Source organism: Nocardiopsis flavescens, from assembly GCF_900141985.1.
In the GTDB taxonomy this organism is placed as follows: Bacteria; Actinomycetota; Actinomycetes; order Streptosporangiales; family Streptosporangiaceae; genus Nocardiopsis; species Nocardiopsis flavescens.
Genome location: NZ_FQZK01000002.1, coordinates 123,399 through 149,004, shown reverse-complemented (window position 1 = coordinate 149,004; position 25,606 = coordinate 123,399). Strand labels below are relative to the sequence as shown.

Below are 25,606 nucleotides of genomic sequence, written 5' to 3'. Positions count from 1 at the left end.
GCGACCGCTCCCCCGTGCCGTCTTCCCGCTCCCCTGAGAACTCCGGTTCACCATTTCCACACCCCCGACAGTGCATGCTTTTTGTCGCTTTTGCGAACTTTGTCGATATGGCCTCCCCTACCCCCGGGCCTCCTCCCGGAAAACAGATCCACAGGTCGGAACGGGTGCCGCGACGAAAGCAGGATGTTCCACCCGCGAACGGGCGGATCCGCACCCGAGGACGGCACCCCGGGGGCGCCTCCCACCGGGACACCGACCGCCCCCGCGGACACCAGCCGGGCGCCGCCGCCCCCGCCGGCGCCCCGCGCCCGCCCTCCCACCCCGCCCCGCCCCGCCCCGGGGAGGATTCGGAACCCACGTGCGCGAACATGAAGGAACCTCGCAACAGCGAAGTTCCCGCATATCAAGGAACCGGGTGGCCCGCTTCCAGATTCGGGGCACGAGGAAATCGAGAATCTTCCGCAGACGCGGACGAGACCCCAGCCGCCCCGCCACCATCGGACGCCACCGCCGACACACCGCCCTGACCTGCGTCTTTGCGTTCGAACGGCAAAGGAGGCCGGATCGTCGAGCGCTCAAGGCCGACTCCGGACAGGGCCTCTGACCGGCGGATTGGAACTTTGCGTGCCCGTACCCTTACAGAATGTCGTGCCCCTCGGGCATACTCCTTACCGTCGGGTCCCCCGTACGAACGACTCTCTCCCTCTGAAAGGGTCATGTGACTTCCACGAGCGACCTCCCCTCACCCGCCGCCTCCGCCGAGTTCGTCGCCTCCCTCGACCGCGAGATCCGGAGGGCTCTCCTGGCTCGTGCGACCAGCGAGGAGGAGCTCCCGCTCCAGGGCGGACGGCGCGTCCGTTCCGGCGGGGACGGCCCGCACGAATACGTGTTCTCCTGTCACCGGTGGTGGGACTCCCCCGGCTCCCCCGGCTCCGCCGGCTTCCTCGTCCGGCCGCCCGGCTCCCGAGGGCCCTGGCACTCGGCCGAGGCGCTGCCGGCGCTCGGCGGAAAGGTGCACGTCACCACCGACGCCGACCTGGGTCCGGCACCGGGCGACCTGCTGCTGCGCGCGGCCACCCTCCCCGGCTCCCGGGACGGGCAGGCCGACGTGCGGATCGAGGTGTCCTCCCTCCACGAGCGCTTCGGGACGGTGGTCCCGCCGGAGGTGATCGCCGAGCGGCTCGGCGCCGGGGTGCGCGCCCGGGCCACCGAGCTGTTCGCGCTGCTGGAGGCGGCGCGCACGCAGGTCGCCCTCCACGACCGCCTGGGCCGCACCCAGGTCGCCGTGGACCGGGCCCGCTTCCGGGAGGACCGGGTCTCGGCCGAGACGGCGCTGCGGGAGTCGGAGGCGCGCAGGGCCCGCAGGGCGCTCGAACGCGCGGAGAGGGGGCTGCGCAGGGTGCGCGCCCCCTTCGGCCCGTTCGCGGCCCGCCGTGCGGCCCGGATCGGCCGGGCCGCGGCACGGGTGCAGGAGCTGCGGTCGGCCCTGGTCACCGCGCTGCGGGAGCGCGCGGTCGCCGCGGAGCGCCTCGCCGACGCGTCCGGGGCGGTGGCCTTCCGCGTCCGGGAGCGGGACCACGCCCTGGAGGCGACCCGCGGACTGCCCGCCGCACGGGATTTGGCCGAGCGGATCGACCGGATGGAGCGCGAACTCGACCGGCTCCGGCTCCTGGATTCGCCGCCCGCCCCGCCGCGGCCCCGTCCTCCCCTGGAGGACGCCCCGCACCGGCCCGCGGTGCCCGCCCCCGGTGACCCGAGGGAGGACGCCGTTCCGGACCGGTACCGGGCGGGGGGCCGTGCCCCGGAGTACCTGGAGCGGCCGGACACCGCGCGTACGGCCGGGTCCGTGCCGAACCCGCCCGGCTCCGCCCCCGGCACCGGGGAGGCCGGGGCGGACCCGGCGGCCGCGGCCTGACACCCCGGAGCGGAGCCCACTCCGTTCTCCGCGCCCGTCCCGGCCCGCGCCGGGTGTCAAACCAGTGACACCGTGAACCCGGTGTCCGTGCCGGGCGACCACAGCGCCGAGACCGGCCGCCCGGTGAGCGGCACGAGCCCGGCCGCGCCCAGCAGGTCCCCCTCGTAGCGCAGGAACTCCGCCCGGTGCAGGGGCCAGGGCCGGTGGTCGGCACGCAGCCACCAGGTGCGGCCCAGGTGGCGGGTGTGCAGGCCCCAGCGCGCGGTCAGGAAGTGCTCCAGCGGTCCGGGGCGCTCCAGCGGCTCCCCCGCGCGGACGGCCCAGCGGCCGGCGGCCCGGCCGGGTGCGCGCCGCCGGACCGCGCCGGCGCGCAGGCCGTCCCGACCCCGCGCCAGGGAGATGTCGGACCACAGGTAGGGGAGGCCGGTGAGCAGGCGGGCCGCCGCCACCGCGTGCGCGGCGCCGGCGTCCATGCTGAGGAACACCACCCCGCGGCGGCCGTGCCGGTCCACCGAGTACACACGCACGTTGACCTCGTCGAACCCCCCGACGGGCAGGCGGCCCGCCACGGAGTTGACGGGCATCCGGAAGGCGACCAGGCCCGCGTACGCGACCCCCTCGAACAGGTCCGGCCGGGTGCCGGGGGGCAGCAGCGGAGCGACCCGGGCGGGGTCCACCGGCCAGTGCAGGAAGACGACGTCGCTCCAGCGCTGGCGCAGCAGCGCGGGCCCGGGCGGGGCGGGCGGCGACTCCGGCGGCAGCCGCGGGACGCGGGTCCGCGGTACTCCTCCGTCACCTGCGCTCACCGGGCCTCCCCGCCTCGTCCGCCCGGGACTGCCCCGGCGCGCCTCCAGTGTGGCCCCTCCCCGGCCCGGCGGAACACGCGGCCCCCGGCGCGGGCCGCGGACCGGGACGGGACGGGACGACGGGCCGCGGCACCGGCCCCGGGACGGCCGGCCGCCGCGCCGCGTGCGGCGCCGGGGAACAGGGGGCGCATTCGCGGACACCGCGACCAGAAAGAAGAAAGTGAACGATGTCCGATTTCGTGTGCACTCCTTCTCCAGAGAAATCAATGGACCGCCTTACCGGAAGCGCTCCCACCGGACCCGAAAATAACACTCCCGACATATCGGTATCACCTTGAGTGATTGCCCGCGGTCCGGGGGTATTAATTTGTCAGCAATCGTCCCCGAAGCGAAAATCGGAAAGGAGGTGGCGCGCGGGCCGCCCGACCGCGGCCCGAACACGCAGGAGGGCCGCCCCGGCGGACCCCGCGAACCTCTGCCTGGCAGCGAAGGGTGTCGCGGAGACCCGCAGCGAAGCGGCCCCACCGGACCGGTGAGGGTCCGGATTCTCACAGGTTCCCCGGTCACGGACCGTCTGACAAGGGTGAGGACCGTTCCGCGCGAGCGCATCGGCCGACCGTCGAGGACACCCCCGTGCATTTCCGTGCCTCAAGAGACCGGCCCCGTCCCATCGGTCCCCCGCCTCCCGTCGGGACCGGGGACCGTTATCCGTCCCGAACCGACCACGGAGCGCACCCCTGTCCACCCGAGCAGTCCGAAAGGGGCGCCCATGACCGCATCGCCGCCCGCCCGACCCCCGGAGCGGCCCGAACGACCCGGCTCCGACGGCCGGATCAGCCTCCGCGTCGCCGTCATCGCGACGCTGGGGGCCCTCTCCGGAGCCGTGGCCGGGCTCCTGACCTGGCTCGCCCACGACAACGCCGCCAACGCCGTCCTCGTCGGCCTGGGCACCGTCGCGGCCGCGTACGTGTTCTTCCAGCGGATCATCCGCTGAGGGGACCCCGCGCGGGGAGCCGGGCCCCGGTACGGACCGCCTTTCCGTACCGGGGTCCTCGCGTGTGCGCCCCCGGACCGGCACCGGCCCTCAGGGGTCCCCTGGGTCCGGGTGGCCGGCGCGGATGCGGCGGGCCACCCCGTCGAAGCCCCCGCGCTCCAGGACCGCCACCTGGTCGCGGACGAAGGCGTCGCGCCCGTCACCGGGGGCGAGGGCGTCGATCATGCCGCGCAGAATGGCCACCTGGACGTCCTCTTCCGAGCCCTCGCGGTCGCCGTCCTCCTCGGCCGGCCACCAGTAGCTCTCGTACCCCTCCACGTCGACGTCGCTGCCCGGGCCCGCGGGCACCGGAGCGTGCTCCCCCGGCGCGTCCGGGCCGTCGAACCCCTCGAACCCGTCGAGGCCGCCGGCGTCGGGGCGGCCCGCCGGGTCGGCGGGCACGGGCAGGAGCGCGCCGTCGTCGGGCGCCCGGCGCAGCCGGGCGGCGGGCAGCGGCGCGAGGTCGTCCTCGGCCACCCGGGCGGCCTCCCGCACCACCCGGTCCTTGCGCAGGTCGGCCATCCGGCGCAACCGCTCGGCGTCGGCCTCCGACGACCGCAGGGACACCTCCTCGGCCCAGACCGCGATCCCGCTGCCGATGACCGCGTGCTCCACCGCGAGGCGGGCGGCCAGCTCGCACTCGGTCATGCCCTCGTCGGCGGGGTCGGTCTCGCGGACCAGTTCGGCGGCCCGCGTGACGACGGACAGGACCGCCGGTCCCAGGGGGTTGCGCAGCCGCAGGTCGACGGTGTTGGACCAGCGCCAGTGGACCACCGCCGAGAAGTACAGGTCGTAGTCGTCGGCGGCGCTGGGCAGGGCGACCGGGCGGATGCGCCGCCCGTCCCGGGCGCGGTCGGAGCCGGCGGCGGACGCGGGCCGCGGACCCGTCCGCGCGTCGTCCGGGGAACCGTCGGCGGACGGCGCGGCCGGAACCGCGGGGGCACGGCTCCGCTCGCGCAGGACGAGGGCCGCGGCGGCGGCCAGGGCCGCCGGGACCCAGAGCAGGGACCAGGGGCCGGCCAGGGGGTACAGCGCCGCCGGAACGAGCACCACCACGAGGGCGAGCGCGATGAGACGGGCGCGGATGACAGGGGTTACGGTGGGCCTCCTCTCGCACACGGCCGCGGGGAGCGGGACGCTGGCCCGGGGGCGGGGCCGGTGGCAGGGACGCGGAACGACGGCCCGGGGCCGTGCGCGCCGCCGACCGGGGACGTTTCCGTATCGGACAGTCTGCCGGAGATCCGGAGCGCGTGCGCCGCCCTCGGGCGTTCCGGCGGGGGTGTGGCGAACATCCGGTCACGGAAGGGTGTCGCCCCGACCGACATCGGGAGAACAAGAGGGCACGTGTCGGCCTTCTGCGGTCCCGGTACCGGCGTGACATAACAGAATGCGGACACACATCCCCTGAAAACGTCCCCCGCACCGACCCTGATCCCGCTCCCGGGGAGTCCCGCGATGCCCTCCGCTCCCACCACGGCCGCCGTGGAACGCCGCTTCCGCCCGGAGGTCCAGGGCCTGCGCGCCGTCGCCGTCGTGCTCGTCCTCGTCTACCACCTGGAACCGTCGCTGCTGCCGGGCGGCTACGTGGGCGTGGACGTGTTCTTCGTGATCTCCGGCTTCCTCATCACGTCCCTGCTGTACCGGGAGGCGTCCGGGCAGGGCCGGATCTCGGTGGCCCGGTTCTACGCGCGCCGGGTGCGGCGGCTGCTGCCCGCGGCCACGGTGGTGCTGCTGGCGACGGGCGCGGCCTCGTACTTCCTGCTGCCGGTCACCCGGCTCACCGACACGATGTGGCAGCTGATCGCCTCCGCCGCGTACGTGGAGAACCTGTACCTGGCGCGGCAGGCGGTGGACTACCTGGCGGCGGAGACGGCGCCCTCCCCGGTGCAGCACTTCTGGTCGCTGTCGGTGGAGGAGCAGTTCTACCTGGTGTGGCCGCTGCTGTTCATCGTGTGGGCGGCGCTGCGCCGCCGGGGCGCGGGCACCCGGACGCTCGTGGCGCTGCTGGGGTCGCTGCTGGCGGTGTCACTGCTGTGGTCGGTGGTGGCGACCGGAGGGGAGCCCTCGGCGTACTTCCTGCCGACCACCCGCGCCTGGGAGCTGGCGGTGGGCGGCCTGCTCGCGATCGGCCTGGCGCACGGCCGCCTCCCCGAGCGGGTGCGGCTGCCGCTGGGCTGGGCGGGCCTGGCCGCCATCGTCGCGTCGGCCGTGCTGTACGACGCCTCCACGCCGTTCCCGGGGTGGGCGGCGCTGCTGCCGGTGCTGGGGTCCGCGGCGGTCATCGCCGCCGAGCACGTCCCGGGGCCGCTGTCGGCGTCGGCACCGCTGAGCACCGCCCCGGCGCGCTGGATCGGCGACCTGTCGTACTCGCTGTACCTGTGGCACTGGCCGCTGATCGTCCTGGTCCTGGCGGTGACCGGCGGGGACGGGCTGGGCCTGCCCCTGGCCGCGGCCGTGGGGACGGCGTCCGTGCTGCTGGCCTGGGCGACCAAGGTGTGGGTGGAGGACCCGGTGCGCGACCACCGCCTGGTCCGCGGCGGCCGCGGCGCCCTGGCCGCGGCGGTGTCGGGGGTGCTGGTGGTGGCCGCGGTCGGCGCCGCGCTGTACGTGCGGGTGGACCGCGTCGAGTCGGTGGAGTTCGATCCGAGCGTGCACGTGGGGCCGCAGGCCCTGGGGCAGGCGCCCACGGGGGACCCGGTCTACCCGTCGCCGGTGCGGGCCGAGGAGGACCTCCCGGTGCTGTACGACGACGACTGCCAGGCCTCCCAGGAGGCGAGCGCGCCGGAGGACCCGTGCGTGTACGGCCCGGAGGGCGCCGAGCGCACCGTGGCGGTGGTGGGGGACTCCCACAGCGCCCAGTGGGTGCCCGCGCTGATGGAGCTGGGCGAGGAGCGGGGCTGGCGGCTCGTGCTCTACACCAAGTCCTCGTGCGCGTTCACCGACACCATGACCAGGGGCCCCGAGGGCGGCCCGTACGAGTCGTGCCGGGCGTGGAACCGGGCGGTGGTCGGGGAGCTGGCCGAGCTGGAGCCCGACCTCGTGGTGGCCAGCTCCTCGACCTCGGCGGTCCCGCTGGAGGGCGGCGAGGACGACCGGGTGCCGATGCTGGCCGAGGGCATGACCCGGCTGTGGGACGAGATCGGCGAGGCGTCGGGGCCGATCGTGGCGGTGCGCGACACGCCGCGCCAGCGCCGCGACGTGGTGGAGTGCGTGGCCGGCAACGCCGACGACCTGGACGCGTGCGCCATCCCGCTGGAGGAGGCGCTGGAGCGGGACGACCCCCAGGAGGAGGCGGTCGGGGCCATGGCCGACGGGGCGGCGCTGGTGGACATGAGCGACCTGTTCTGCGCTGACGGCGCGTGCCCGGCCGTCATCGGGAACGTGATGGTCTACCGCGACTCGGGGCACATCACCAGCACCTACATCTCCCTTCTCGCCGACCACCTCGGCGAGCGCATCGACGAGGCCCTCGCCTGACGCCGGTCCCGCGCGGGCCGACCGCGCGGGACCCCGGGGATGACACGAGGTATCGGATGCCCCCGTGGCATCTCGAAGGACATCCGGAAACCGATTAGGCACTCCTTGTGCGCATTTCGGTCTCATTCCTTAAAAGTTCTCCAGAGAACAAAAGGAGACCAATGTGACCTGGGACGCCACACTCTCCACCGGTTGACGTGTTTCCCTTTTTCCGCCACCGCCGCCGGAGTATCCTCGTAAAAGGAAACCGGTAACGCCACTGAGGAAATCGGCGGTGAAAGGCGGCCCGATGACGGTGTCCGACGACGCGGCGACCCCCGACTCCCCCCATCCCCTGGAACGGGTCCTGTCCTCCCTCGACGACCGGCTGGCCGCCCTCGACGAGCGCGCCCGGCACCGGGAGGCGGTCATCGACCGCCTGCACTCCGAGAACCGTGAACTGCGCGCGGCGCAGGACCGCACCCTCTTCGACCCCGTCGTCGCCGACCTCATCCGGATGCACGACCAGCTCGCCCGCGAGGCCGGCGGCCTGCGCGGGCGGGGCGAGGAGCGGCTGGCCGAGCTGATGGCCGGGTTCGCCGACGACGCCCTGCTCGCCCTGGAGCGGCTGGGCGTCGAACCCGTCGGGGCCGGTGTCGGCGACCCCTTCCGCGCCGACCTGCACCTGCCGCTGTCCACCGTCGACGACCCCGATCCGGCGAGGGACGGCACCGTCGCCGAGGTCGCCGCCCCGGGGTTCCGCGACGCCGTCACCGGGCGGGTCCGGCGCCGGGTCCACGCCCGCTTCTTCCGCCACGTCGGCCCGGCGGACCCCGCGGGGTCCGCCCCACCTGGGAAAGGCACATGACCACCTACGGAATCGACCTGGGCACCACCTACTCCTGCACGGCCTTCGTGGACGGGACCGGACGGGCCGCCGTCACCAAGAACGCCGTGGGCAACGACACCACCCCCTCCGTCGTGTACTTCGAGTCCGCCCACAACGTCGTGGTCGGCGAGGAGGCCAAGAACACCGCCCTGCTCTACCCCGACATGGTCGTCTCCCTGGTCAAACGGCAGATGGGCACCGACGCCCGCTACGAGTTCCACGGCCGGGTCCACGACCCGGAGTCGGTCTCCGCGCTGATCCTGCGCGAGCTGGCCCGGGCCGCCGGGGAACACGCCCGGGACAAGGTCGAGGACGTGGTCGTCACCGTGCCCGCCTACTTCGGTGTGCACGAGAAGGAGGCCACCCGCCGGGCCGGGCTCATCGCCGGCCTCAACGTGCTGGACGTGGTGCCCGAGCCGGTGGCGGCGGCCCTGCACTACCAGAGCCTGGACGCCGTCTCGGGCGTGCGCCACCTCCTGGTGTACGACCTGGGCGGCGGCACCTTCGACACCACGGTCATCCGGGTGGAGGAGGACGACGTCCGCGTGGTGTGCACCGACGGCGACCACCGGCTGGGCGGGGCGGACTGGGACCACAAGCTCGCCGACCTGCTGCTGGAGGTGTTCACCGAGCACCACCCGGACCCCGACCCGTCCGGGGACGAGCAGTTCCTCCAGGACGTGGCCGCGGCGGCCGAGCAGATCAAGCGCTCCCTGAGCACCCGCGAGCGCGCCCGGCACAACCTGCGCTTCGCCGGGTCGACGGTGCGGATGGAACTCGCCCGCGGCGACCTGGAGGCGCTCACCTCCGACCTGATGGAGCGCACCCTCACCATCACCGCGCGCACCCTGGCGGCGGCCCGCGAGCGGGGGGTGGACTCCTTCGACGACGTGCTGCTGGTGGGCGGGATGACCCGTATGCCGGTGGTGGCGCGGTCCCTGCGCGAGCGCTTCGGGTTCGAGCCGCACCTGCACGAGCCCGACCTCGCGGTGGCCAAGGGCGCGGCGCTGTTCGCGCTGGTCCGCCAGGTCAAGAACGTCATGGAGGAGCCCGGCCGCGACCCGGCCGAGCGCGCCCGCCGCGCCGAGGAGGTGGGCGCGGCCCTGGGCATCACCCGGGAGGAGGTCGAGCGGATGGCCCGCAAGACCGTCACGGGGGTGTCACCGCGCGCCTTCGGGGTCAAGGCCACCGACGGCACCGACCCGGTGTTCGCCACCGACCCGGGGCGGGCCCGCCAGTACATCAGCCACCTGATCAGGGCCAACACCCCGCTTCCGGTGACGGTCGAGGACGGGTTCGCCACCGTGTGGCCCGACCAGGAGCAGGTCGAGATCGACGTGTGGGAGCAGGCCGGCTCGGTGGCCTCGGAGGAGCTGGAGCACAACGTGCGGATCGGGGACGCCCTGCTCACCGGGCTGCCCAAGGGTCCGGCCGGGACCCCGTTCCGGATCGAGTTCAGCCTGGGCGCCACCGGGATGCTGGCGGTGCGCGGCTGGGACCCGGCCGGCGGCGGCGAGATCCGGTTCGACATCCGTATCGGCGGCATGGGCGAGGAGGAGGTGCGCCGGGCCCGGGACGCCATCGCGTCGATCCGCACCTCGGGGTGACGGGGCGGCCCGCCGGGCGCGGGCACGGTGGCGGCGTGGGGCGGACTCTGGCGAGGGAGCGGGCGGCTGTGCCCTGGGACGTGCGGGAACGGCGGCGGTACGAGGACGAGGTGCTGGCGGCGGCGCGCACCGGCGGGCCGCCCGCCGACCTGTTCGTCCGCTACGGGATGGGGGCGGACAGGGAGCGGCGGCTGTCCGCCGACCCGGAGGCGTTCGCCGCGCACGTGGCGGCGGTGTGCACCTACTGGCGGGGGCTCCAGGCGCGCCGCCGCACCCTGCGCCGGGTGCTGGTGGACCTGGTGGCGGCGCACGAGCGGCTGGACCGGGAGGGGGCGCTCACCCACGGGCACTTCTCCCGGGTGCGGGCCGAGGCGGCGGCGCGGGCGCTGGCGGAGTGGTCCGACATCGCCGACGGCCTCTCCACCTCCCTGGTGGACCGCTGGGCGCTGCGTGCCATGGCGGGTTCGGTGGGCATGCCCGAGGGCGAGGCCGAGCGCCTGCTGCGGGAGCGGGGCGTGCGGGTGGTGGAGCAGCTGCCCGAGCTGCCCGTGCAGCCGCCGGTGCGGACCTTCCGGAGCCTGCGCGACAACCTGCGCACCCGCGGCGCGGTGTTCTCCCCGGAGGTGGTGTTCGGGGCGGGGCGGCTGGCGGGCGGGTTCACGGTGGTGGACGGGTTCCGGCTGGTGGACGGCGGCGTCCTGGACGACGCGGCGCTGGACGGGGCGGTGGCACGGGTGCAGGTGGAGCCGCTGACCGAGGGCAAGGCCGCGGCGGAGAACGTGCTGGGTGTGCTGCGCTCCTGTGCCACGCGCGCGGAGCGCGACGCGGTGGTGCTGTGGGAGGTGGCCGAGGAGCTGCGGGCGCGCCCGGCCGAGGTGGGCGAGGCGGCGCTGGCCCGCCCCTGGGCGCGCCGGGGGCTGGCGGAGGCGGAGGCGGCGCTGCTGGCGGCGGCGGTGCGCCGCCGCCCGGCGGGTTCGGACCGCGTCGCCCGGGCCGAGCGGGAGGTGCGGGACCTGCTCGCCGACGACCAGCTGCGCCAGGCGCAGGCCGCGGCGGCGGACCTGCCCGCCGACCACGGTGCGGCCGCCCAGGTGCGGGAGCGCGCGGTCCGGGTGGAGGAGCTGTCGGCGCGGGCGGAGGAGGAGCTGCGCGAGGGCCGGGACGAGGAGGCGGCGCGGGCGCTGGCGGCGGCCTGCGCCCTGGCCGCCGACGACGACGGGCTGCGGGCGCGGCTGGGCGAGGTGCCGCCGCTGCCGCCGCGCGAGGTGCGCGCCCGGGTGGAGGGGCGCGGCGCCGTGGTGGTGTGGCGGCCCAGCCCGAGCCTGGTGGGGCGGATCGGCTACCGGGTGCTGCGCCGGGTGGGCCGCGGTGCCCGGGAGGCGCTGGCCGGGGAGGTGTCCGGGACGGAGTTCATCGACCCGGGGCTGCCGGTGGGCACGGAGGTGCGGTACGCGGTGGCGGCGGTGCGCGAGGGGCGGGGTACCTCGGAGCCGGGGGTGACCGACCCGGTGCTGCTCGCCCCGGAGGTCGGGGACCTGTCCGTGCACGCCGGCGAGGAGGAGGTGACGGGGGCGTGGCGGGTGCCGCCGGAGGCGGTGCGGGTGGAGGTGGTGCGCGGCGAGGGGGCCCCGCCGCGGGGCGGCGACGGGGTCCGGGTGGCGACCGACGGGATGGGGTTCCGCGACCGCGGGGTGCGCCCGGACGTGGAGTACTACTACCGGGTGCGGGCGGTGTACCTGACCTCGGGGGGTTCGGCCCGCGGCTCGGAGGGGCTGGTGCGGCGGGTGGTGCCGGGTCCTCCCCCGCCGCCGGTGGAGGACCTGCTGGTGGTCCCGGACGGGGAGGGCGGGTTCACGGCGTCGTGGACGCCGCCGGCCCGCGGCCGGGTGTCGCTGCGGACGGCGGGTGCCCGGCCGCCCTGGCCGCCGGGCACCCGCGTCCCCCCGGCCGAGGTCGCCGCCCACGGCGCCCCGGTCCCCGCGGTCTCCCCTCCCGGCTCCCCGGTCCCCTCGGGGCCGTACGGCGGACGGCCGGCGGACGCCCCGCCGGTGTCCGCAACCGTGACGGGCGCGAAGCCCGCGCCCGCTGGGGCCGGTGGGACGGCCGGTGGGACGGCCGGTGCGGTCGAGGCGGCGCCCGCCCCTGGAGCGCGCGGAGCCGACGGGGCCTCCCGGGACGGCGCGGCGGAAGGAGCCCTCGGAGCGGACGGGACCGCGGCGGTGCCCGCCCGCAACCGCAACGGGGCGCCCGGGACGGCACGTGCGGGCGGGAAGGACCGGGCGGACGGAATCGGGGATGTGTTCCCCCCGAGCGGGAGCGCCGGTGCACTCCCGGGGGAGGGGGCGGCCGAGCCGGGTGGAGCACACGGGGCGCGCGGGACGTGCGCCGCGGACCGGGCGGAGAACGCCCCCGGCGGGGACCGCAATACCCCGACGGGCCAGGACGAACGCACGGACAGGGCACCCCGCGAGGACCGCGCCCCCGCCCCGGACGAAACGCCCGGCACCAACGGGGCGGCCTCCTCAGGCGAGACACAGCGGACACGTGAGGCACCCCGAGCGGACCGGCCGGGGCGGGCCCCCGGCGGGGCACCCGCCTCAGGCGAGACGGTCGGGATCGACGAGGCGGGCGGGACGGCCGGGGCCGGACGGGCGGCCCTGGGACCGCCGGAGCGGGAGAGGGTACGGGTGGAGCTGGGTCCCGGAACGCACCACGTGGTGGCCGTGACCTCCTGCGGCGACCAGGCCGTGGTGGGGGCGTCGGTGCGGGTGGTGGCCGTTCCGGCGGTGGCGGGGCTGCACGCGCGGCGGTTCGGCGACCTGGTGCGCCTGGGCTGGACCTGGCCCGAGGGGGCGTCCGCCGCCGCGGTGACCTGGCGTCCGGCGGACCCCGACGACACGTCCGGGCCTTCGCGGGACGGCGGGGAGGCGCTCTGCGAGCGCCCCCGGTACGAGGCCGGGGGCGGGTTCGAGGCCCCCATGGGCCCCGGGACGGCACGGGTGGCCGTGCGCGCCGTCGTCGGCGGCACCCCCGGGCCGCCCGCCGTCCTCACCGTCCCGGGCGGGGGCGTGCTCGACTACCGCGTCGCCCCCGCGGGGCTGCTGCGCCGCGACCGGCGGGTCACCGTGGCCGCCGGGACCGCCTGCACCTGCCCCCGCATCGCCGTGGTCTACGCCGAGGGCGGGTTCCCGCCGGACCGCGTCGACCAGGGCCTGGTGCTGGCCGTGTTCCCGTCCCGGCGGCTGGCGGCCGGCCAGCGGCTGTCCCTGCGGGTCCGCCCGCCCCGGACCGCCCGGCCGGCCTGGCTGGTGTGCCTGCCCCTGGGCGACGTCCCGGACGGCACCCGGCTGTGCCAGCCCTCGGTGAAGGAGCTCCGCCTGTGATCGCGCTCGACCGGCTGGGCGCCCCCGACCGCCCGGTGTGCCCCTACTGCTACACCCGTCTGACGCGGCGCCTCATCCTGTTCCGCTGCGGCGGCCGCCCCGGACCCGACGGCCGCCGGTGCGACCCGTCCGAGGACGCGGAGCTGCGCGCCCACCTGGGCCGCCGCGAGCACCTGCCACCGGTGTTCGCGGCCGACGGCCGCCGCCCCCGCGCGGCGTGCCCCCACTGCGGCGCATCCACCGGCACCCGGGTCTGCGCCACCTGCCACGCCCGGCTGCCGGTGAACTTCGGCCGCATCCCCGGCCGCCTCATCGCCCTGGTCGGCGCGCGCGAGTCCGGCAAGACGGTGTTCATGACCGTGCTCATCCACGAGCTGATGCACCGGGTGGGCGCGCGCTTCGAGGCCTCGGTGGGCGGTTCCGACGACCACACCCGGCACCGCTTCCGCACCGACTACGAGGGGCCGCTATACGACGACGCCCGGCTGCTGGCCGCCACCCGGCGCACCGGGGCGGCACGCGAGCCGCTGGTCTTCCGGTTCACGACCCGCCCGCGCGGCCCGTGGGGGCGCCGCCCCCGGCACACGCTGCTGTCGTTCTTCGACACGGCCGGCGAGGACCTCACCACCGAGGAGAGCGTGGAGACCAACCTGCGCTACCTGGAGAACGCCGACGGGGTCATCCTGCTGCTGGACCCGCTGCGGATGCCCGGGGCACGCGCCGAGGCCGCGCCGGGCACGCCGCTGCCGCCGCCCGAGCGCGCCGAGCACCCGCCGCTGGACATGCTGGGCCGGGTCACGGACCTGCTGCTGCGCCGGACGGGGTCGCCCTCGCGGCCCATCCCCGTACCGATGGCGGTGTGCCTGACCAAGCTCGACGTGTTCCACGACGCGCTCGACCCCGGGTCGCCGCTGCGCCGCCCCCAGCCGGACGCCCCCTACTTCGACGGCTCCGACAGCCGCGACGTGCACGCCCAGATCCGGCGGCTGCTGCACCGGTGGGACGGCGGCCGCATCGACGCGCACATCACCAACCACTACGCCGACGCCCGGTACTTCGGGGTGTCGGCGCTCGGGCACGCGCCCGACGCCGAGCAGCGCCTGCGGGGCGGGGTGCGCCCCTACCGGGTCGCCGACCCCTTCCTGTGGATGCTCGGCGGTTTCGGTGTCGTCCCGTCCCGGGAGGGGCGGTCCTGAACCGTGGCGGTCACCGTCCCGGACGAGAGGAGGTCCCGCCGATGGGTTTCGCGCAGCTCTACTACACCTCGTGCGAGCACGGGCTCTCGGGGTACGCGGGCTACCAGTTCAACGCGGCGACGCCGGGTGTGGACCAGCGGGTCCTGGCGGAGGTGGAGCGGTACACCGTGTACGAGCCGCCCCCGGGCCGGGCGGACGAGCATCCGGTGAACCTGTGCTACTCCCCCGACCTGGGCGGATACCCGGTCGTCAGCCGGATCGTCTCGTGCGGGCCGGACCCCTCGGGGCGGCCCGGCAACTACTTCGCGCACAGCCTGGTGGGGGCGGGCGGGCCGCTGGCGGCCGAGCTGTGGGACGCCGCCTTCTGGGCGTCGGTGCCGGTGCGGGACCCCGACCTGCCGGTGCTGGAGGTGCCCGGCGGGCCGCTGGGACGTGTCAGGACCGACGCGTGGGTCCGGGGGCACCCGCCCGAGCTGGTGGTGCGGCTGCTGTCCGCGGTGGACGCCGCCGTCGGCGGGGACCGGCCCGTGGTCCTGGTGGCCGACAGCGCGACGGTGGCGCACTGGGTGGCGGCGCTGGCGCACCTGCTGCCTCCGGAGCGGGCCCGCGGCATGGCGTTCGCGACCTACAGCGCCAGCCCGCAGGAGACGTTCGCCCACGTGGTGGGGGTGCCGCCCGGCGGCGACCTGGGGCCGCTGCGGGGCCGGTTCACGGTGGTGGACCCGGTGGTGGGCACGCTCGACTCGCTGCCCGACCCGCCACCCGCGACACGTGCGGCGGCCGGCCGGGCCGTGGCCGCGGGCACCGCGGGGGCCGAGGGGATGTGGCGCGGGGCCGGCGGGTGTGCGGGCGGCCGGGAGGCGTCGCTGGCGGACTGGCACCCGGTGCTGGCCGCCGCCGACCTGCTCCGCGGCCCCGGCCGCGGGGTGTCGGCGGCGGAGCTGCGGGCCGTGCGGGGCTGGCTCCCGGCGGCGGTGGAGTGGCTGCCCGCGGCGGACTCCTCGGCGCTGGCGGGCCGGGTCGTGGACGGCGGCGCCGCGGACGACCGCTCCCTCGCGGACCTGCAACGGGTGGCGCACCGCACGGGGTCGCCCGAGCTGATCGGACGGATGGACCGGCTGCTGGTCCACCGCTGCCTGGACGGGATCGTGGCCGGGGCCGCGGCGCCGGCGGCGCTGCCCATGCGCTCCGCGCCGGTGCGGGAGGCGGCCCGCGGGCGGATCACCGCCCTGCTGTCGGTGCCGCTCCCCTCCGCCGGCCCCTCCGGCCCCGACGGGTCCGGGGGGTGGACACCGCCGGAGCGGGCGGTGGAGCTGCTGCGCTGGGCCCGGGCCTGCGGGCTGGTGCCCTCGGCCCTGTCCCTGGAGCGGTACGGGAGCGGGGTGGTGGGCCCGCTGCTGGCACAGGCCCCGCCGAAGGGCGTTCCGGAACCGGCCGTGGCGGCCCTGCTCGCCGCCCACCCGGAGGTGCGGCGCGGGGCGGCGGCCCGGCTGGCGGGGCTGCCCCGGGCCCGGCTCGGCGTGCTGGCCGCCGGACCCGTGGGAGCGCTGTTCACCGGGGACCGCGACGGCGGCGCTCTGCTGCGCGAGCTGCGGCGGCTGGGCCTGGACGGGCGGGAGGACCCGGCTCGGCTGCTGGCGGACGTGGCGGAGATCCGCGCCGGGGGCAGGGCCGCGGGCGCCCCCGGGGCGGCGGAGCACGACGTGGACGCGTCGCTGCTGACGGAGGTCTGGGGGCGCGGGCACGGTCCGCGGGCCGCGCTGCGCACGCTGCGTGTCCTGGTGCCGGGGGTGCGGACCGCCCCGGACGTGGCGGGCTGGGTGTGCGCGCCGCTGGTGGCCGCTCCCCCGGTGGGCGCCGAGACCGCCTGGCACGCCCTGGCCGAGGAGGTGGCCGCACACCCGCTGCGCACCCGGATCCCGGCGGAGGCGGCGCGGGCGCTCCACGACCGGGAGGCCCTGGACGGGGTGCTGTCCGCATGGTCGCGCACGGTCGTGTCGGACGCGGGCGTCGGGGGGGCCGGACCGGACCCGGGTCCGTGGTCCCTGCTGGACCGGGCGCACCCCGCGCCCGCCGACGTCTGCCTGCGGTCGGTGGCCGCCGTGCTGCTGGACCGGGCTGCGCCGCGGACGGCGGCCCGCGTTCTCGGCGCGTGCCCGGCGGAGGTGTTCGTCGCCTACCGGGAGGCCGCGGTCCAGCGCTTGTGCGACGACCCGCCGGACGCGGACACCGCCGCCCGCGTGTACCTCACGTGGCTGGGGCCCGGGCTGGGGCCGGAGCGGGCGGCGACCGTGGAGCGGGAGGTGCTGGCCACGGCCCTGGAGGGCTGGAGCCGGCGGCACGCGGGGCGGGTGCGGCGGCGGCTGCCGGGCGAGGAGGCGGCCGGGTTCGACCTGTGGGTGCGGGGGCACCGGTCCCGGCGGGGCCTGTTCCGGATGCGGGGAGGCGACCGGCGATGAGCGGTCCCGGCGAACGCGACGACGGCGCGGCCCGGCCCGGGGCCGTCCTCCTGGGGGTCGTGCCGCTGGTGGCGGCGGGCGCCGTCGCGGTGGTGTTCCGCTGGTGGGTCCTGGCGGCGGCGGTGAGCCTGCTGGTCGGCGTGGGCGTGCTCGCCGCGGTGGCGGGCCTGTGCGTGCTCACCTGGCTGTACCTGCGCGAGGTGCACCGGACCATGGCGGGCGGCGGCGGTGCCGCCGGCCCCGGACCCGACGTGCACGGGGAGCCCGCCCACCGCGGCTACCACGGCGGTCCGGCCTGGTGGGACCTGTGCTCCGCGGTGCGGCGCACCTGGCGGGCGTCCGCGCTGTGGGGGGTGCTGCTGCTCCCGCACGTGGCCGCGCACGCGCTGGTGGTGGGCGGCTACCTGGCGGCGGCCTGGTCACTGGCGGGGGCGCTGCGGGTGGTGGACACGGGGCTGCGGGTGGTGCGCCGGATCCGGATGGTGTGCCCGGAGTGCTACCGGAGGCTGCCCTACCCGGCCTACCTGTGCGGCCGCTGCGGGCGGCGGCACGACACGGTCCGCCCGGGGGCGCACGGCCTGCTGCGGCGGCGCTGCCGCTGCGACCGCACCCTGCCGACGCTGATCCTGCTGGGCGCGGCCGACCTGGAGACGCTGTGCCCGCACTGCGACAGGCCGCTGGAACACCGGCCGGGGGAGGCGCGCGAGTTCCTGCTGCCGCTGTTCGGCGGCACGGGCGCGGGCAAGACCCGGTTGGCGGCGGGTCTGCACCTGGCCCTGGCCCAGGCGGCGCGGCAGGGCCCCGACTCCTATCTGGAGCCGTTCGGCGAGGAGGCGGCCCGGCTCTCCCGGGAGGGCGCGCGGGCGCTGGCCCCCGGGCACCGGACCCGCCCCACCCCGCCGGGCCGGAAGGTGCGCGCGGCGACGGTGCGGCTGGGTGCGGGGCGGCGGGCCCTGGTCCTCCAGCTGTTCGACGCCGCCGGGGAGCGGTTCAACCGCACCGCCACCACCGAGGAGCTGGAGTACCTGGGCGAGGCGTCCACGTTCGTCCTGGTGGTGGACCCGCTGGGGATACCCGCCGTGTGGCGCTGCCTGACGGCCCCCGAGCGCGACCGGCTGGCCGGGGAGCGCTCGCACACCCGCGACCCGGAGCTGGCCTACGGGGCGGTGCGCGACGAGGTCGAGCGGCACCGGCGGGTGCCGGGGGGCCGGCCGCAGGGCCGCCTGGCGGTGGTCGTCACCCGTGGCGACCTGGTGCGGGGCACCTCCGTGGACCCGGGCGGCACCCCGGCCCGGGAGTGGGCCGGGCAGGTCCTGGGGCTGGGCAACCTGCTCGCCCGGGCGGAGGCGGACTTCGGTGCGGTGCGGGTGTTCCCGACCTCGGCGGTGGCGGGTCCGGACGGGCTGGCCGACCCGAGCCTGCACGTGCTCGCGGCCTGGCTGCTGCGCCCGCAGGGTCGGGCGTTCGCCGACCTGGCGGCGGGGCCGGCGACCGCCGCCGCGGGGGGTGCCCGGTGAGCCCGCCGGCGGTCCCGTACGGCCACCGGAGGGCGCGCCGGGCCATCGCCGCCGCCGTGTACGTGCTGGTGGTCGGGGTCACCCTGGCCCTGGCCGCGGTCCTGCTCCACGAGGGCACCGAGATGATCCTCCTCGCCTGGGAGTACGCGGCGCGCCGCTCCCCCTGAGCCGGGACCGCGCCCCGGCCGCGCACGGGACCCGGCTGCGCGGGGTGCGGGCCGGTCGGGGATCATGGGGCGGTACCGGACCGCAGCCACCAGGAGGAACGCCCCATGGCCGTCTTCGCCGTCACCTACACCTACGCCGAGAACAGCGACGCCGCCCGCGACGAGCACCGCCCCGCGCACCGCGAGTACCTGGGCGGGCTCTCCGAGCAGGGGGCCAACCTGGTCTCGGGCCCGTTCGGCCCCCAGGACGCCCCGGGCGCCCTGCTGCTGTTCCGCGGCGGTTCCGCCGGGGAGGTCCGGGCCCTGCTGGAGAAGGACCCCTTCGTCCTGGAGGGCCTGGTGGCGGACGTCCAGGTGCGCGAGTGGAGTGCCGTCCTGGGCCCGCTGGCCGAGCACCTGCGCCCGTAGGCCCCGCCGGGGGCGGCGGCCGGCCCCGCACGCCGCCGCCCCGCGGCCCGCGTCAGAGCAGTCCCTGCTCCTGCTGGTAGCGCCGTGCCCCCGGGTGGAGGGCGTCCGGGTCGACGGTGGCCGGCGCGTTCTCCGCGCGCACCCACTCCCCGTGCGTCGCCTCGCCCAGGCCCGCGTACATGCCCTCCACCACCGGGCCGGCGCGCCGCGCCGCCGCCCTCCGGCCCGGGGCTCCCCGCCGCACCGGGCCTCACACGAGCGCCCCGCCCCGGGCCCGGCCGCGCGGGGTCATGCGGGGAGGAGGCCGTTGTCCTCCATCCACCGCCGGTCGGGCTCGACCCGCTGGAGGATCTCCACGAACAGGCCCTGCGGACCGGCGATCTGGAAGCGGTACTGCCCCCAGGGCTCCCGGACCAGGGGCAGGACGACCTCCACCCCGGCCGCGCGCAGGCGCTTCTCCTCCGCCTCGACGTCGGGGACCAGGAAGGCCACCAGCGTCCCGGCCACCGCGCGGCCGCGCAGGCCCTCCGGCGAGGAGCCGTGCTCGCGGGAGACGAAGTCCAGGGAGAAGTTCCCGTGCTGCGGGTGCTGGGTGTTGACGTACCAGCCGATGTCCACGTTGAGGTCGAAACCGAGGTGTTCGACGAACCAGTCGGCGGCGGCGCGGGGCTCGTCGCACAGGAGGGCGGTACCGATGAGGTCCACATGCATGGCTGCTCCTTGAGGTAGGCTTTTGACCACTTCATTCAAAGTACTACAGACGAAGTTGTCAGAGCAACACCCGTCTCCCCCGGAGCCGGGGAGCGCTCCTTCCGACGAGAGAAAAAGGAGGTAGGAGATGGTCCGCAGGAACCCCGAACGCCGCCGCGCCCTACTGGACGCGGCCATCGACGTGCTCGCGCAGGAGGGCGCGCGCGGGCTGACCTTCCGCGCCGTGGACGCTCGGGCGGGCGTCCCGACCGGGACCGCGTCCAACTACTTCGCCGACCGCGCCCAGCTGCTGCTGCAGGCGGGCGCCCACGTCCACGTGCGGCTGACCCCCGCCGAGGAGTTCATGGCGTCCTTCTCCACGGCCGCGCCGAGCCGCGAGCAGACCCGAGTGGGCATGCACGACCTGCTGCGCCGGATCCGGGCCGACCGCAACGGCTACCTGGCCCTGCTGGAACTGCGCCTGGAGGCCAACCGCCACCCCGGCATCCGCGCGGAGCTCACCCGCACCATCCGCGACACCCTGGAGGACAACGTGCGCCTCCACCTGGAGGGCGGCTTCCCCGGCGACCGCTCCACCGTGGTCACGCTCTACCTGGCGATGACCGGCCTCTTCCTGGAGGCCCTGACCCTGCCCGACGTGCTGGGCGACGACGACGCCGGGGCACTGGTGGACCGGATGGTCGACACCATCGTCCCCCCGGCCTGACCGGCCCCGGACGCGCCGAAGGCGGGCCGCGGCCCGCCTTCGGTGTACGTCGCGGGGGCCGGCGCGCGCCGGTCCCGGCCTCCGGGTGTCCCCGGACGGTGCGGCGCCCGCGCCGGGCGGGCGCGGGCGGCCGTGCGCGCTAGCGGCGGCGCCGGGCGTCGGACTCCGCCCCCGGGGCGTCCCGCCCGGGCTCGGACCCCTGCGGCGGAACGCCCTGGCCCGGGCCGCCGCGGCCGGAGGCGTCCCCTCCCGAGGCGTTGGCCTGGGAGAAGGCCTGCCGGGCCTGCTCGTCGCGCTCCCTGCGGACGAAGCGCTCGCTCTCGCCCAGCAGCATCGTGGTGAGCCACACGGCGGCACCGACGTCGTCGGTGAGGCCGAGCAGCGGCACGAAGAGTTCGGGGATGAAATCGATCGGCGAGAGGATGTACAGCGCCAGGGCGACCATCCCCAGCAGCTTGCCGCCGCCCATCTCGGGGTAGCGGCCGCGGACCTTGGCCCACAGCATGCGCGGGACGGCACCGACCCTCTGCCACACGGAGATGCCGCTGTCCGTGTTCTGGATGACCTGCCAGGCGGCGGCGCCCGCCGCGGCGCGGTTTTCCTTGCGCATCGTTACGTCTCCTCTGGGGGGCGCTTGACTTCTCACGATATGACGCGAAGTCAGCCCTGATCGTTCCCGGAGGCACGGCGGTCAACCCCGAAGAGACCAAGACGACACCGGTGCGCGCGCCGCGGGTTCACACCGTTCCCTGCCACATCAACCACCACCTCCGTCACTCCGGGCGGGAAAAACCGGGGTGCGGTCGTCCACAACCGGACCCCGGTCTCTGGTGACGAGAGGAAAAGGAGGGCATTCTAGGGGGGTCGCCAGAACGGCGCACGCGCACGAACGGAGTACCGGAAAAGCAGACAGGAAACCAAGAAGGGGAGGGAAAAGACACCAGACCTCGGCGACACCGACCGGAACGGTGACCCGTCGGGCCACTATGGCCGCATACGGTCACCGGCGTCCCCCGCCTCCCGCGCGGAACGAGGGCGGTCGGGGCCGGCCGGATCCTCCTTCCCGCCCCGCCCGGCGACCCGCGGGCCGCACACCGTTCGACCCCGGGACCGAGATCACCGCCCTTCCCCCGGCGATCTCGGAAAACGCGAGACCTCCCACACCCTGGCACACATTCGTTACGATGCGACCGAGTGGGGCATTTCCGAGCGGGAGGCCATCCGGCACATCCCACCCCAGCGCGCAGAACCGATGGAGCTTGCCCAGTGTCCACAGCCCTACCTCGGTCGGCGACGGCCGTCGCCCTGTTGGCGGACATCCCCAGCACGGGCCATGTGGGCGAGGTCCGCGCGCAGCGCTTCTCGATGCACGGCGACGGCATCGGCGAACGCAGCGCCGCGTTCGTCGCCTTCGCCCGCCGGCAGACCGCCGCGGGCCTCAAGGTCGTCGCGCTGTACCCGTCCTGGCGGGCGGACGACGCCCGCCGGGCCGTGAACTTCGCCCGCGGAGCCCTGCACACCGACCACATCGCCGGCGTCCCGGTGGACCTGGCGCCGCTGGCCCTGTCCCTGGTGGCCGACCAGCTCGCCTACCTGGCCCCGTACCTGCCGCCGGGCATGGTGGCCGCGCTCTCCTCCGAGCTGCCCCGCCACCTGCTCGCGGGCGCCTGGCTCAAGACCGTGTCGGGCCTGGAGGCCATCCCCACCTCGGTGCGCCAGCACATGGGGTCGTACGCGCCCACGGTGTCCTTCCTGGCGTACAGCGCGCCCACCCAGCGGGTGGAGCGGCTGCGCCCCGCGGAGGTGGCCCGGCGGCTGCCCTTCCGGCCGGTGCAGCCCGTGCAGCTGCTGTGCTCGGTGCCGGACCCGACCATCACGGGCGCGTTCGACGACAACCTCCCGCAGGCGATCCAGCCGGTCGCGACCCGCACTCTGCCCGCACAGCCGCTGGGACCCGAGTACTGGGGCACCGCCAAGTACGTGGAGTTCGTGGCCCTGAGCGCGCACCCGCAGGCGCTCGCCTACGCGGCCGGGGCCCTGCGCGCCTCGGCCTGCTCCTGGTGCGGCGAGCCCATGACGGCGACGCCCTGCCCGTTCTGCTCCTCGGGTTCGGCCCGCAGCCCGCTGCGGGCGCGGCAGACCCCGCCGCCCGACGAGACCGCACGGGTGAGCGACACCGGCACCTGGACCCGTCCGGCCCCGCGGACGTCCCCGCCCGCCGCCCCGGCGCCGCCAGAGGAGGACACCGGCGGCCGGTACGCCGCCGGGACGCACACCGGGGCGCCGACGCGGTCCGCTCCCCCCGTGCACGGCCCCGCCCCGGACACGGCCTTTCGCGACGCGGGCGGCCCGCCCCTCACCGGCACCGCCGCCGCTTGGGCCGCGAGGGCGGCCAACGGCCACCGCCCGGACTCCGCCGACCGCCCCGGGGCCGCCCCGACCGGTGGGAGCGGCCCGCCCCCCGCGTCCGCGTACCCGGGTCCGGCCGCCGACGCGCCGCCCCGCGCCGCTCCCCCCGAGGACCGGTCGGACGAGGGCGGTACCGGCGGACGGCCCCCCGCCGCCCCGCGCACGGGCCCGGCCGGCGGCTCCCCCCTGTGGCCCGCCCCGGCGCCGCCGGCCCTGCCTCCGGGCGCCCCGGCCGCCGCCGGAGGCGACCGCCCGGCGCACCGCGACACCGGCGGGTGGCCGAGCGCGACCGGCGACCGGTCGGGGAGCCCCGTCCCCGGCGACACCGCCGCGGCATGGGCCGCCCGCGTCCACGGGCCCGCACGGAGTCCGCACACGGGCCCGCCGGCCGGGCCGCCCCCGGCCGTTCCCCCGGGTCCGCCCCCGGGGTACGGGCCGCCGGGTCACGGCGATCGGTACCCTCCCCTGGAGGCCGAGGCCCTGCCGCCGATCACCGTCGACGAGGACGCCTGGCACTCCACCGTCGACGGGCTCCCCCACGGCGCGCCCGACCGCGCCGTCCACCGACCACCCGCGGCCCCCGGCACGGGGGACCGCGCGGAGCCCCCGCCCACCGACCCGCGGGCCGCACAAGGTCCCGGCCCCCGCCCGCCCGCCCCCGACCCGCCCGAGGACCCGCAGCCCGCGGAACGCGCGCCGCGCCCCGAGAACCCCCGAACCTACTCCCGGTAGGACCCCGGCCCGAACGGGTCGCCCGCAACGAGCCTGGAAACGGAAACAGACCTCCCATGAACCCCCGCCAGCGACGCGGCGTCCTCCTCATGGTCGTGGCCGCCCTCGGAGCCGTCGCCGTGTTCTTCTCCGTGTTCACCTACCTCGGATCCAAGGAGGAGCAGCTCGGCGAGTTCGCGACGGTGCTGCGCCTGACCGACGACGTCGACGCCTACCAGCCCCTGGGGCCGGACTCGGTGGAGACCGTCCGGGTGCCCAGCCTGTACTTCGACCCCGAGGTGTTCCTCTCCGACCTGTCCGAGGTCGAGACCCCCGCCGACCAGGAGCTCGTCGCCGCCTCCCACCTGCAGGCCGGCGTCTACCTCCAGCGCGGCATGGTGCAGCCGCAGCCCACCCTGACCACCGGCGAGCGCGAGATCGCGATCATGGTGGACGCCGAGACCGGCGTGGCCGGCAAGGTGCAGCGCGGGTCGTTCGTCGACATCTACGCCACCTTCCAGCCGCGCGACCACGGCCAGTCCTGCGCGGTGCGGGTCCTCACCGAGGTCGAGGTCCTCGACATCGGCGAGCTGCGCACCCAGGAGACCGACACCGGCGGCGTCGCCGGCGTCGTCCCCGTGACGTTCCGGCTGGATCCGGAGGCGGCGCTGCGCCTGGCCTACGCCGAGGACTTCTCCACCAAGATGCGGCTGGCCCTGGTGAGCGCGTCCGGAGGGGGCTCCCCCGGCGGGGCCGAGTTCTGCAGCGAGGACATGGACGGGCTGGCCGGTCAGGGCTCGCCCGACGAGGGCAGCGGGACCGGCGGGGATACCCGCCGCGCGCCGGGGGGTGAGCGGTGAACTTCCGGATCCTGGCGGGCATGCCCACCTCCGAGACGGAGATGGTGCTGGCCGCGCGCTTCGACGAGCTGGCCTCCGCCGACCTGGTCGCCGTGCGCTCCACCACCGCGGCGCTGATCGACGCCGCGGGCGAGTTCCCCGAGCTCGACGTCGTCCTGGTCCACCAGGACCTGGGACCGGCCCCGGTGTTCGACGCGGTCCGCGACCTGTCGCACCGGCACCCGCAGCTGGCGATCCTTCTGGTGTCCTCCAGCATGGACGCCGAGACCGTCACCGGCGCCATGGAGGCGGGGGCCCGCGGCGTGCTCGCCGCCGACTCCGGCATCGCCGAGCTGGAGAACCGGATCGCCCGGGCCGCGGACTGGTCGCGCACCCTGCGCCGCCACCTGGAGTCGGCCTCTCTCGACCTGCCCGCCTCGGGCGTGCGCGGCCGGGTGCTGGCGGTCAGCGGGGCCAAGGGCGGGGTGGGGACCACCACCTGCGCCGTGCACCTGGCGTACACGGCCGCCGCCGCCGGACGGGTGGTGTGCCTGGTCGACCTCGACCTGCAGACCGGCGACCTGCCCGCGTTCCTCAACCTGCGCCACCGCCGCTCCATCGGCGACCTGGTGGGGACGGGCGACGAGATCACCCCGGGCATGCTGTCGGAGACCCTGTACGTGGACCCGCGCGGTCCGCACGTCCTGCTCGCCCCCGAGCACGGCGAACGCGGGGAGGACGTGTCCGCCCGGGTGGCCCGCCGGGTGCTGACCGCCCTGCGCTCCCGCTACGAGCTGGTGGTGGTGGACTGCGGATCGACCATGAACGAGGCCACCGCCATGGCGGTGGAGCTGGCCGACCGCGCCGTCGTCGCCGTCACCCCCGACGTGCCCGCCCTGCGCGGCGCCCAGCGGCTGATGGGGATGTGGGAGCGCCTCCAGGTCCGGGCCCAGCAGGACGTCTACGCGCTGGTCACCCGGCACAGCCGCAAGAACGAGATCCAGCCGGACTTCCTGCGCCACCTGCTGAACGCCAAGGTGCTGCGCACCCCGGTCCCCGCGTCCTACCGGGGCCTGGAGCCGGGCGAGAACAACGGCGACCCGACCCGGGTCACGGACGAGGGCCTGCGCAAGGCGTTCTCGCGGCTGGCCGCCGAGCTGGACCTGCTGAGCCCGCCCGCCCAGCCGGGCAACGGCAAGGGCGGGACGCCCACCCCTCCCGGCGGCCTGTCCGCCCTGCGCGCGGGGATGGAGGGGGGCCTGTCCACCCGGGACGTGTCGGGGTTCGTGCACGCCTCGCAGGAGCCCGGCCGCCCGGGGGCCACGGGCGGCTCCCAGCGCGACCCGGGAGGGCGCGGTGGGTTCGGTGGCTGACCGGGGGCCGGGCCCCCGGAG

The 25,606-nt window shown here is 76.5% G+C and carries 20 protein-coding genes; 15 read left to right on the top strand and 5 right to left on the bottom strand.

Annotated elements, in window-relative coordinates:
- Positions 1-718 precede the first annotated feature (718 nt).
- Complete coding sequence (locus BUE45_RS05035; protein ID WP_073375690.1) at positions 719-1,915, top strand: coiled-coil domain-containing protein; 1,197 nt, start codon at positions 719-721, stop codon at positions 1,913-1,915.
- Positions 1,916-1,971: 56 nt separating this feature from the next.
- Here the strand turns inward: BUE45_RS05035 and BUE45_RS05030 are convergent, their stop codons facing one another.
- The gene (locus BUE45_RS05030; RefSeq protein ID WP_084736956.1) at positions 1,972-2,721 is read right to left on the bottom strand and encodes a YqjF family protein; all 750 of its coding nucleotides are present in this window, start codon (positions 2,719-2,721) and stop codon (positions 1,972-1,974) included.
- A gap of 769 nt (positions 2,722-3,490) precedes the next feature.
- Here BUE45_RS05030 and BUE45_RS05025 point away from each other — a divergent pair.
- On the top strand, positions 3,491-3,715 hold the full coding sequence (locus tag BUE45_RS05025) for a hypothetical protein (protein WP_073375689.1): 225 nt from the start codon (positions 3,491-3,493) through the stop codon (positions 3,713-3,715).
- Between the two features lie 90 nt (positions 3,716-3,805).
- Here the strand turns inward: BUE45_RS05025 and BUE45_RS05020 are convergent, their stop codons facing one another.
- Complete coding sequence (locus BUE45_RS05020; protein ID WP_245832817.1) at positions 3,806-4,810, bottom strand: hypothetical protein; 1,005 nt, start codon at positions 4,808-4,810, stop codon at positions 3,806-3,808.
- A gap of 399 nt (positions 4,811-5,209) precedes the next feature.
- Between BUE45_RS05020 and BUE45_RS05015 the strand changes: the two genes are divergently transcribed.
- From BUE45_RS05015 to BUE45_RS04980, 9 genes are all read left to right on the top strand, one after another.
- Complete coding sequence (locus tag BUE45_RS05015) at positions 5,210-7,231, top strand: acyltransferase family protein (RefSeq protein ID WP_073375686.1); 2,022 nt, start codon at positions 5,210-5,212, stop codon at positions 7,229-7,231.
- A 289-nt stretch (positions 7,232-7,520) separates the two neighbouring features.
- Positions 7,521-8,078 (top strand): nucleotide exchange factor GrpE, encoded by a 558-nt coding sequence (gene grpE, locus BUE45_RS05010; protein ID WP_073375684.1) that lies wholly within the window; start codon positions 7,521-7,523, stop codon positions 8,076-8,078.
- Entirely contained in the window at positions 8,075-9,706 is a 1,632-nt protein-coding gene (locus tag BUE45_RS05005; protein ID WP_073375682.1) for an Hsp70 family protein, read from the top strand. The genes grpE and BUE45_RS05005 overlap by 4 nt, the downstream gene beginning before the upstream one ends.
- A 68-nt stretch (positions 9,707-9,774) precedes the next feature.
- Complete coding sequence (locus BUE45_RS05000) at positions 9,775-13,089, top strand: SaeA-related protein (protein ID WP_073375680.1); 3,315 nt, start codon at positions 9,775-9,777, stop codon at positions 13,087-13,089.
- Positions 13,086-14,285, top strand: a complete 1,200-nt coding sequence (locus BUE45_RS04995) for a TRAFAC clade GTPase domain-containing protein (RefSeq protein WP_073375677.1) — start codon at positions 13,086-13,088, stop codon at positions 14,283-14,285. The genes BUE45_RS05000 and BUE45_RS04995 overlap by 4 nt, the downstream gene beginning before the upstream one ends.
- A gap of 41 nt (positions 14,286-14,326) precedes the next feature.
- Positions 14,327-16,744, top strand: a complete 2,418-nt coding sequence (locus BUE45_RS04990) for a GTPase-associated protein 1-related protein (RefSeq protein WP_073375663.1) — start codon at positions 14,327-14,329, stop codon at positions 16,742-16,744.
- Entirely contained in the window at positions 16,741-18,261 is a 1,521-nt protein-coding gene (locus BUE45_RS04985; RefSeq protein ID WP_073375661.1) for a TRAFAC clade GTPase domain-containing protein, read from the top strand. The genes BUE45_RS04990 and BUE45_RS04985 overlap by 4 nt, the downstream gene beginning before the upstream one ends.
- On the top strand, positions 18,258-18,428 hold the full coding sequence (locus BUE45_RS32415) for a hypothetical protein (RefSeq protein ID WP_178378458.1): 171 nt from the start codon (positions 18,258-18,260) through the stop codon (positions 18,426-18,428). Before BUE45_RS04985 ends, BUE45_RS32415 begins: the two co-directional genes overlap by 4 nt.
- A gap of 105 nt (positions 18,429-18,533) precedes the next feature.
- Entirely contained in the window at positions 18,534-18,836 is a 303-nt protein-coding gene (locus tag BUE45_RS04980) for a YciI family protein (RefSeq protein WP_073375659.1), read from the top strand.
- Positions 18,837-18,888: 52 nt separating this feature from the next.
- Here the strand turns inward: BUE45_RS04980 and BUE45_RS33750 are convergent, their stop codons facing one another.
- A complete protein-coding gene (locus tag BUE45_RS33750; RefSeq protein WP_281256323.1) occupies positions 18,889-19,017 on the bottom strand; it encodes a hypothetical protein in 129 nt (42 codons plus the stop codon).
- 107 nt (positions 19,018-19,124) lie between these two features.
- Complete coding sequence (locus BUE45_RS04975; RefSeq protein ID WP_073375657.1) at positions 19,125-19,547, bottom strand: VOC family protein; 423 nt, start codon at positions 19,545-19,547, stop codon at positions 19,125-19,127.
- Between the two features lie 127 nt (positions 19,548-19,674).
- On the opposite strand from BUE45_RS04975, the gene BUE45_RS04970 reads away from it, so the two are divergent.
- Positions 19,675-20,253 (top strand): TetR/AcrR family transcriptional regulator, encoded by a 579-nt coding sequence (locus BUE45_RS04970; RefSeq protein WP_073375655.1) that lies wholly within the window; start codon positions 19,675-19,677, stop codon positions 20,251-20,253.
- A 139-nt stretch (positions 20,254-20,392) separates the two neighbouring features.
- Here the strand turns inward: BUE45_RS04970 and BUE45_RS04965 are convergent, their stop codons facing one another.
- The gene (locus tag BUE45_RS04965; RefSeq protein ID WP_073375653.1) at positions 20,393-20,863 is read right to left on the bottom strand and encodes a YkvA family protein; all 471 of its coding nucleotides are present in this window, start codon (positions 20,861-20,863) and stop codon (positions 20,393-20,395) included.
- A 656-nt stretch (positions 20,864-21,519) separates the two neighbouring features.
- Between BUE45_RS04965 and BUE45_RS34055 the strand changes: the two genes are divergently transcribed.
- Genes BUE45_RS34055 through BUE45_RS04950 form a run of 3 tightly spaced genes read left to right on the top strand, consistent with a single transcriptional unit; the run spans position 21,520 to position 25,585 of the window.
- On the top strand, positions 21,520-23,394 hold the full coding sequence (locus BUE45_RS34055) for a hypothetical protein (protein WP_394328506.1): 1,875 nt from the start codon (positions 21,520-21,522) through the stop codon (positions 23,392-23,394).
- 56 nt (positions 23,395-23,450) lie between these two features.
- On the top strand, positions 23,451-24,233 hold the full coding sequence (gene cpaB / locus BUE45_RS04955) for a Flp pilus assembly protein CpaB (protein WP_073375651.1): 783 nt from the start codon (positions 23,451-23,453) through the stop codon (positions 24,231-24,233).
- Positions 24,230-25,585, top strand: coding sequence for a CpaE/TadZ family protein (locus BUE45_RS04950; RefSeq protein WP_073375649.1), 1,356 nt, complete (start codon positions 24,230-24,232; stop codon positions 25,583-25,585). Before cpaB ends, BUE45_RS04950 begins: the two co-directional genes overlap by 4 nt.
- Positions 25,586-25,606: the final 21 nt, after the last annotated feature.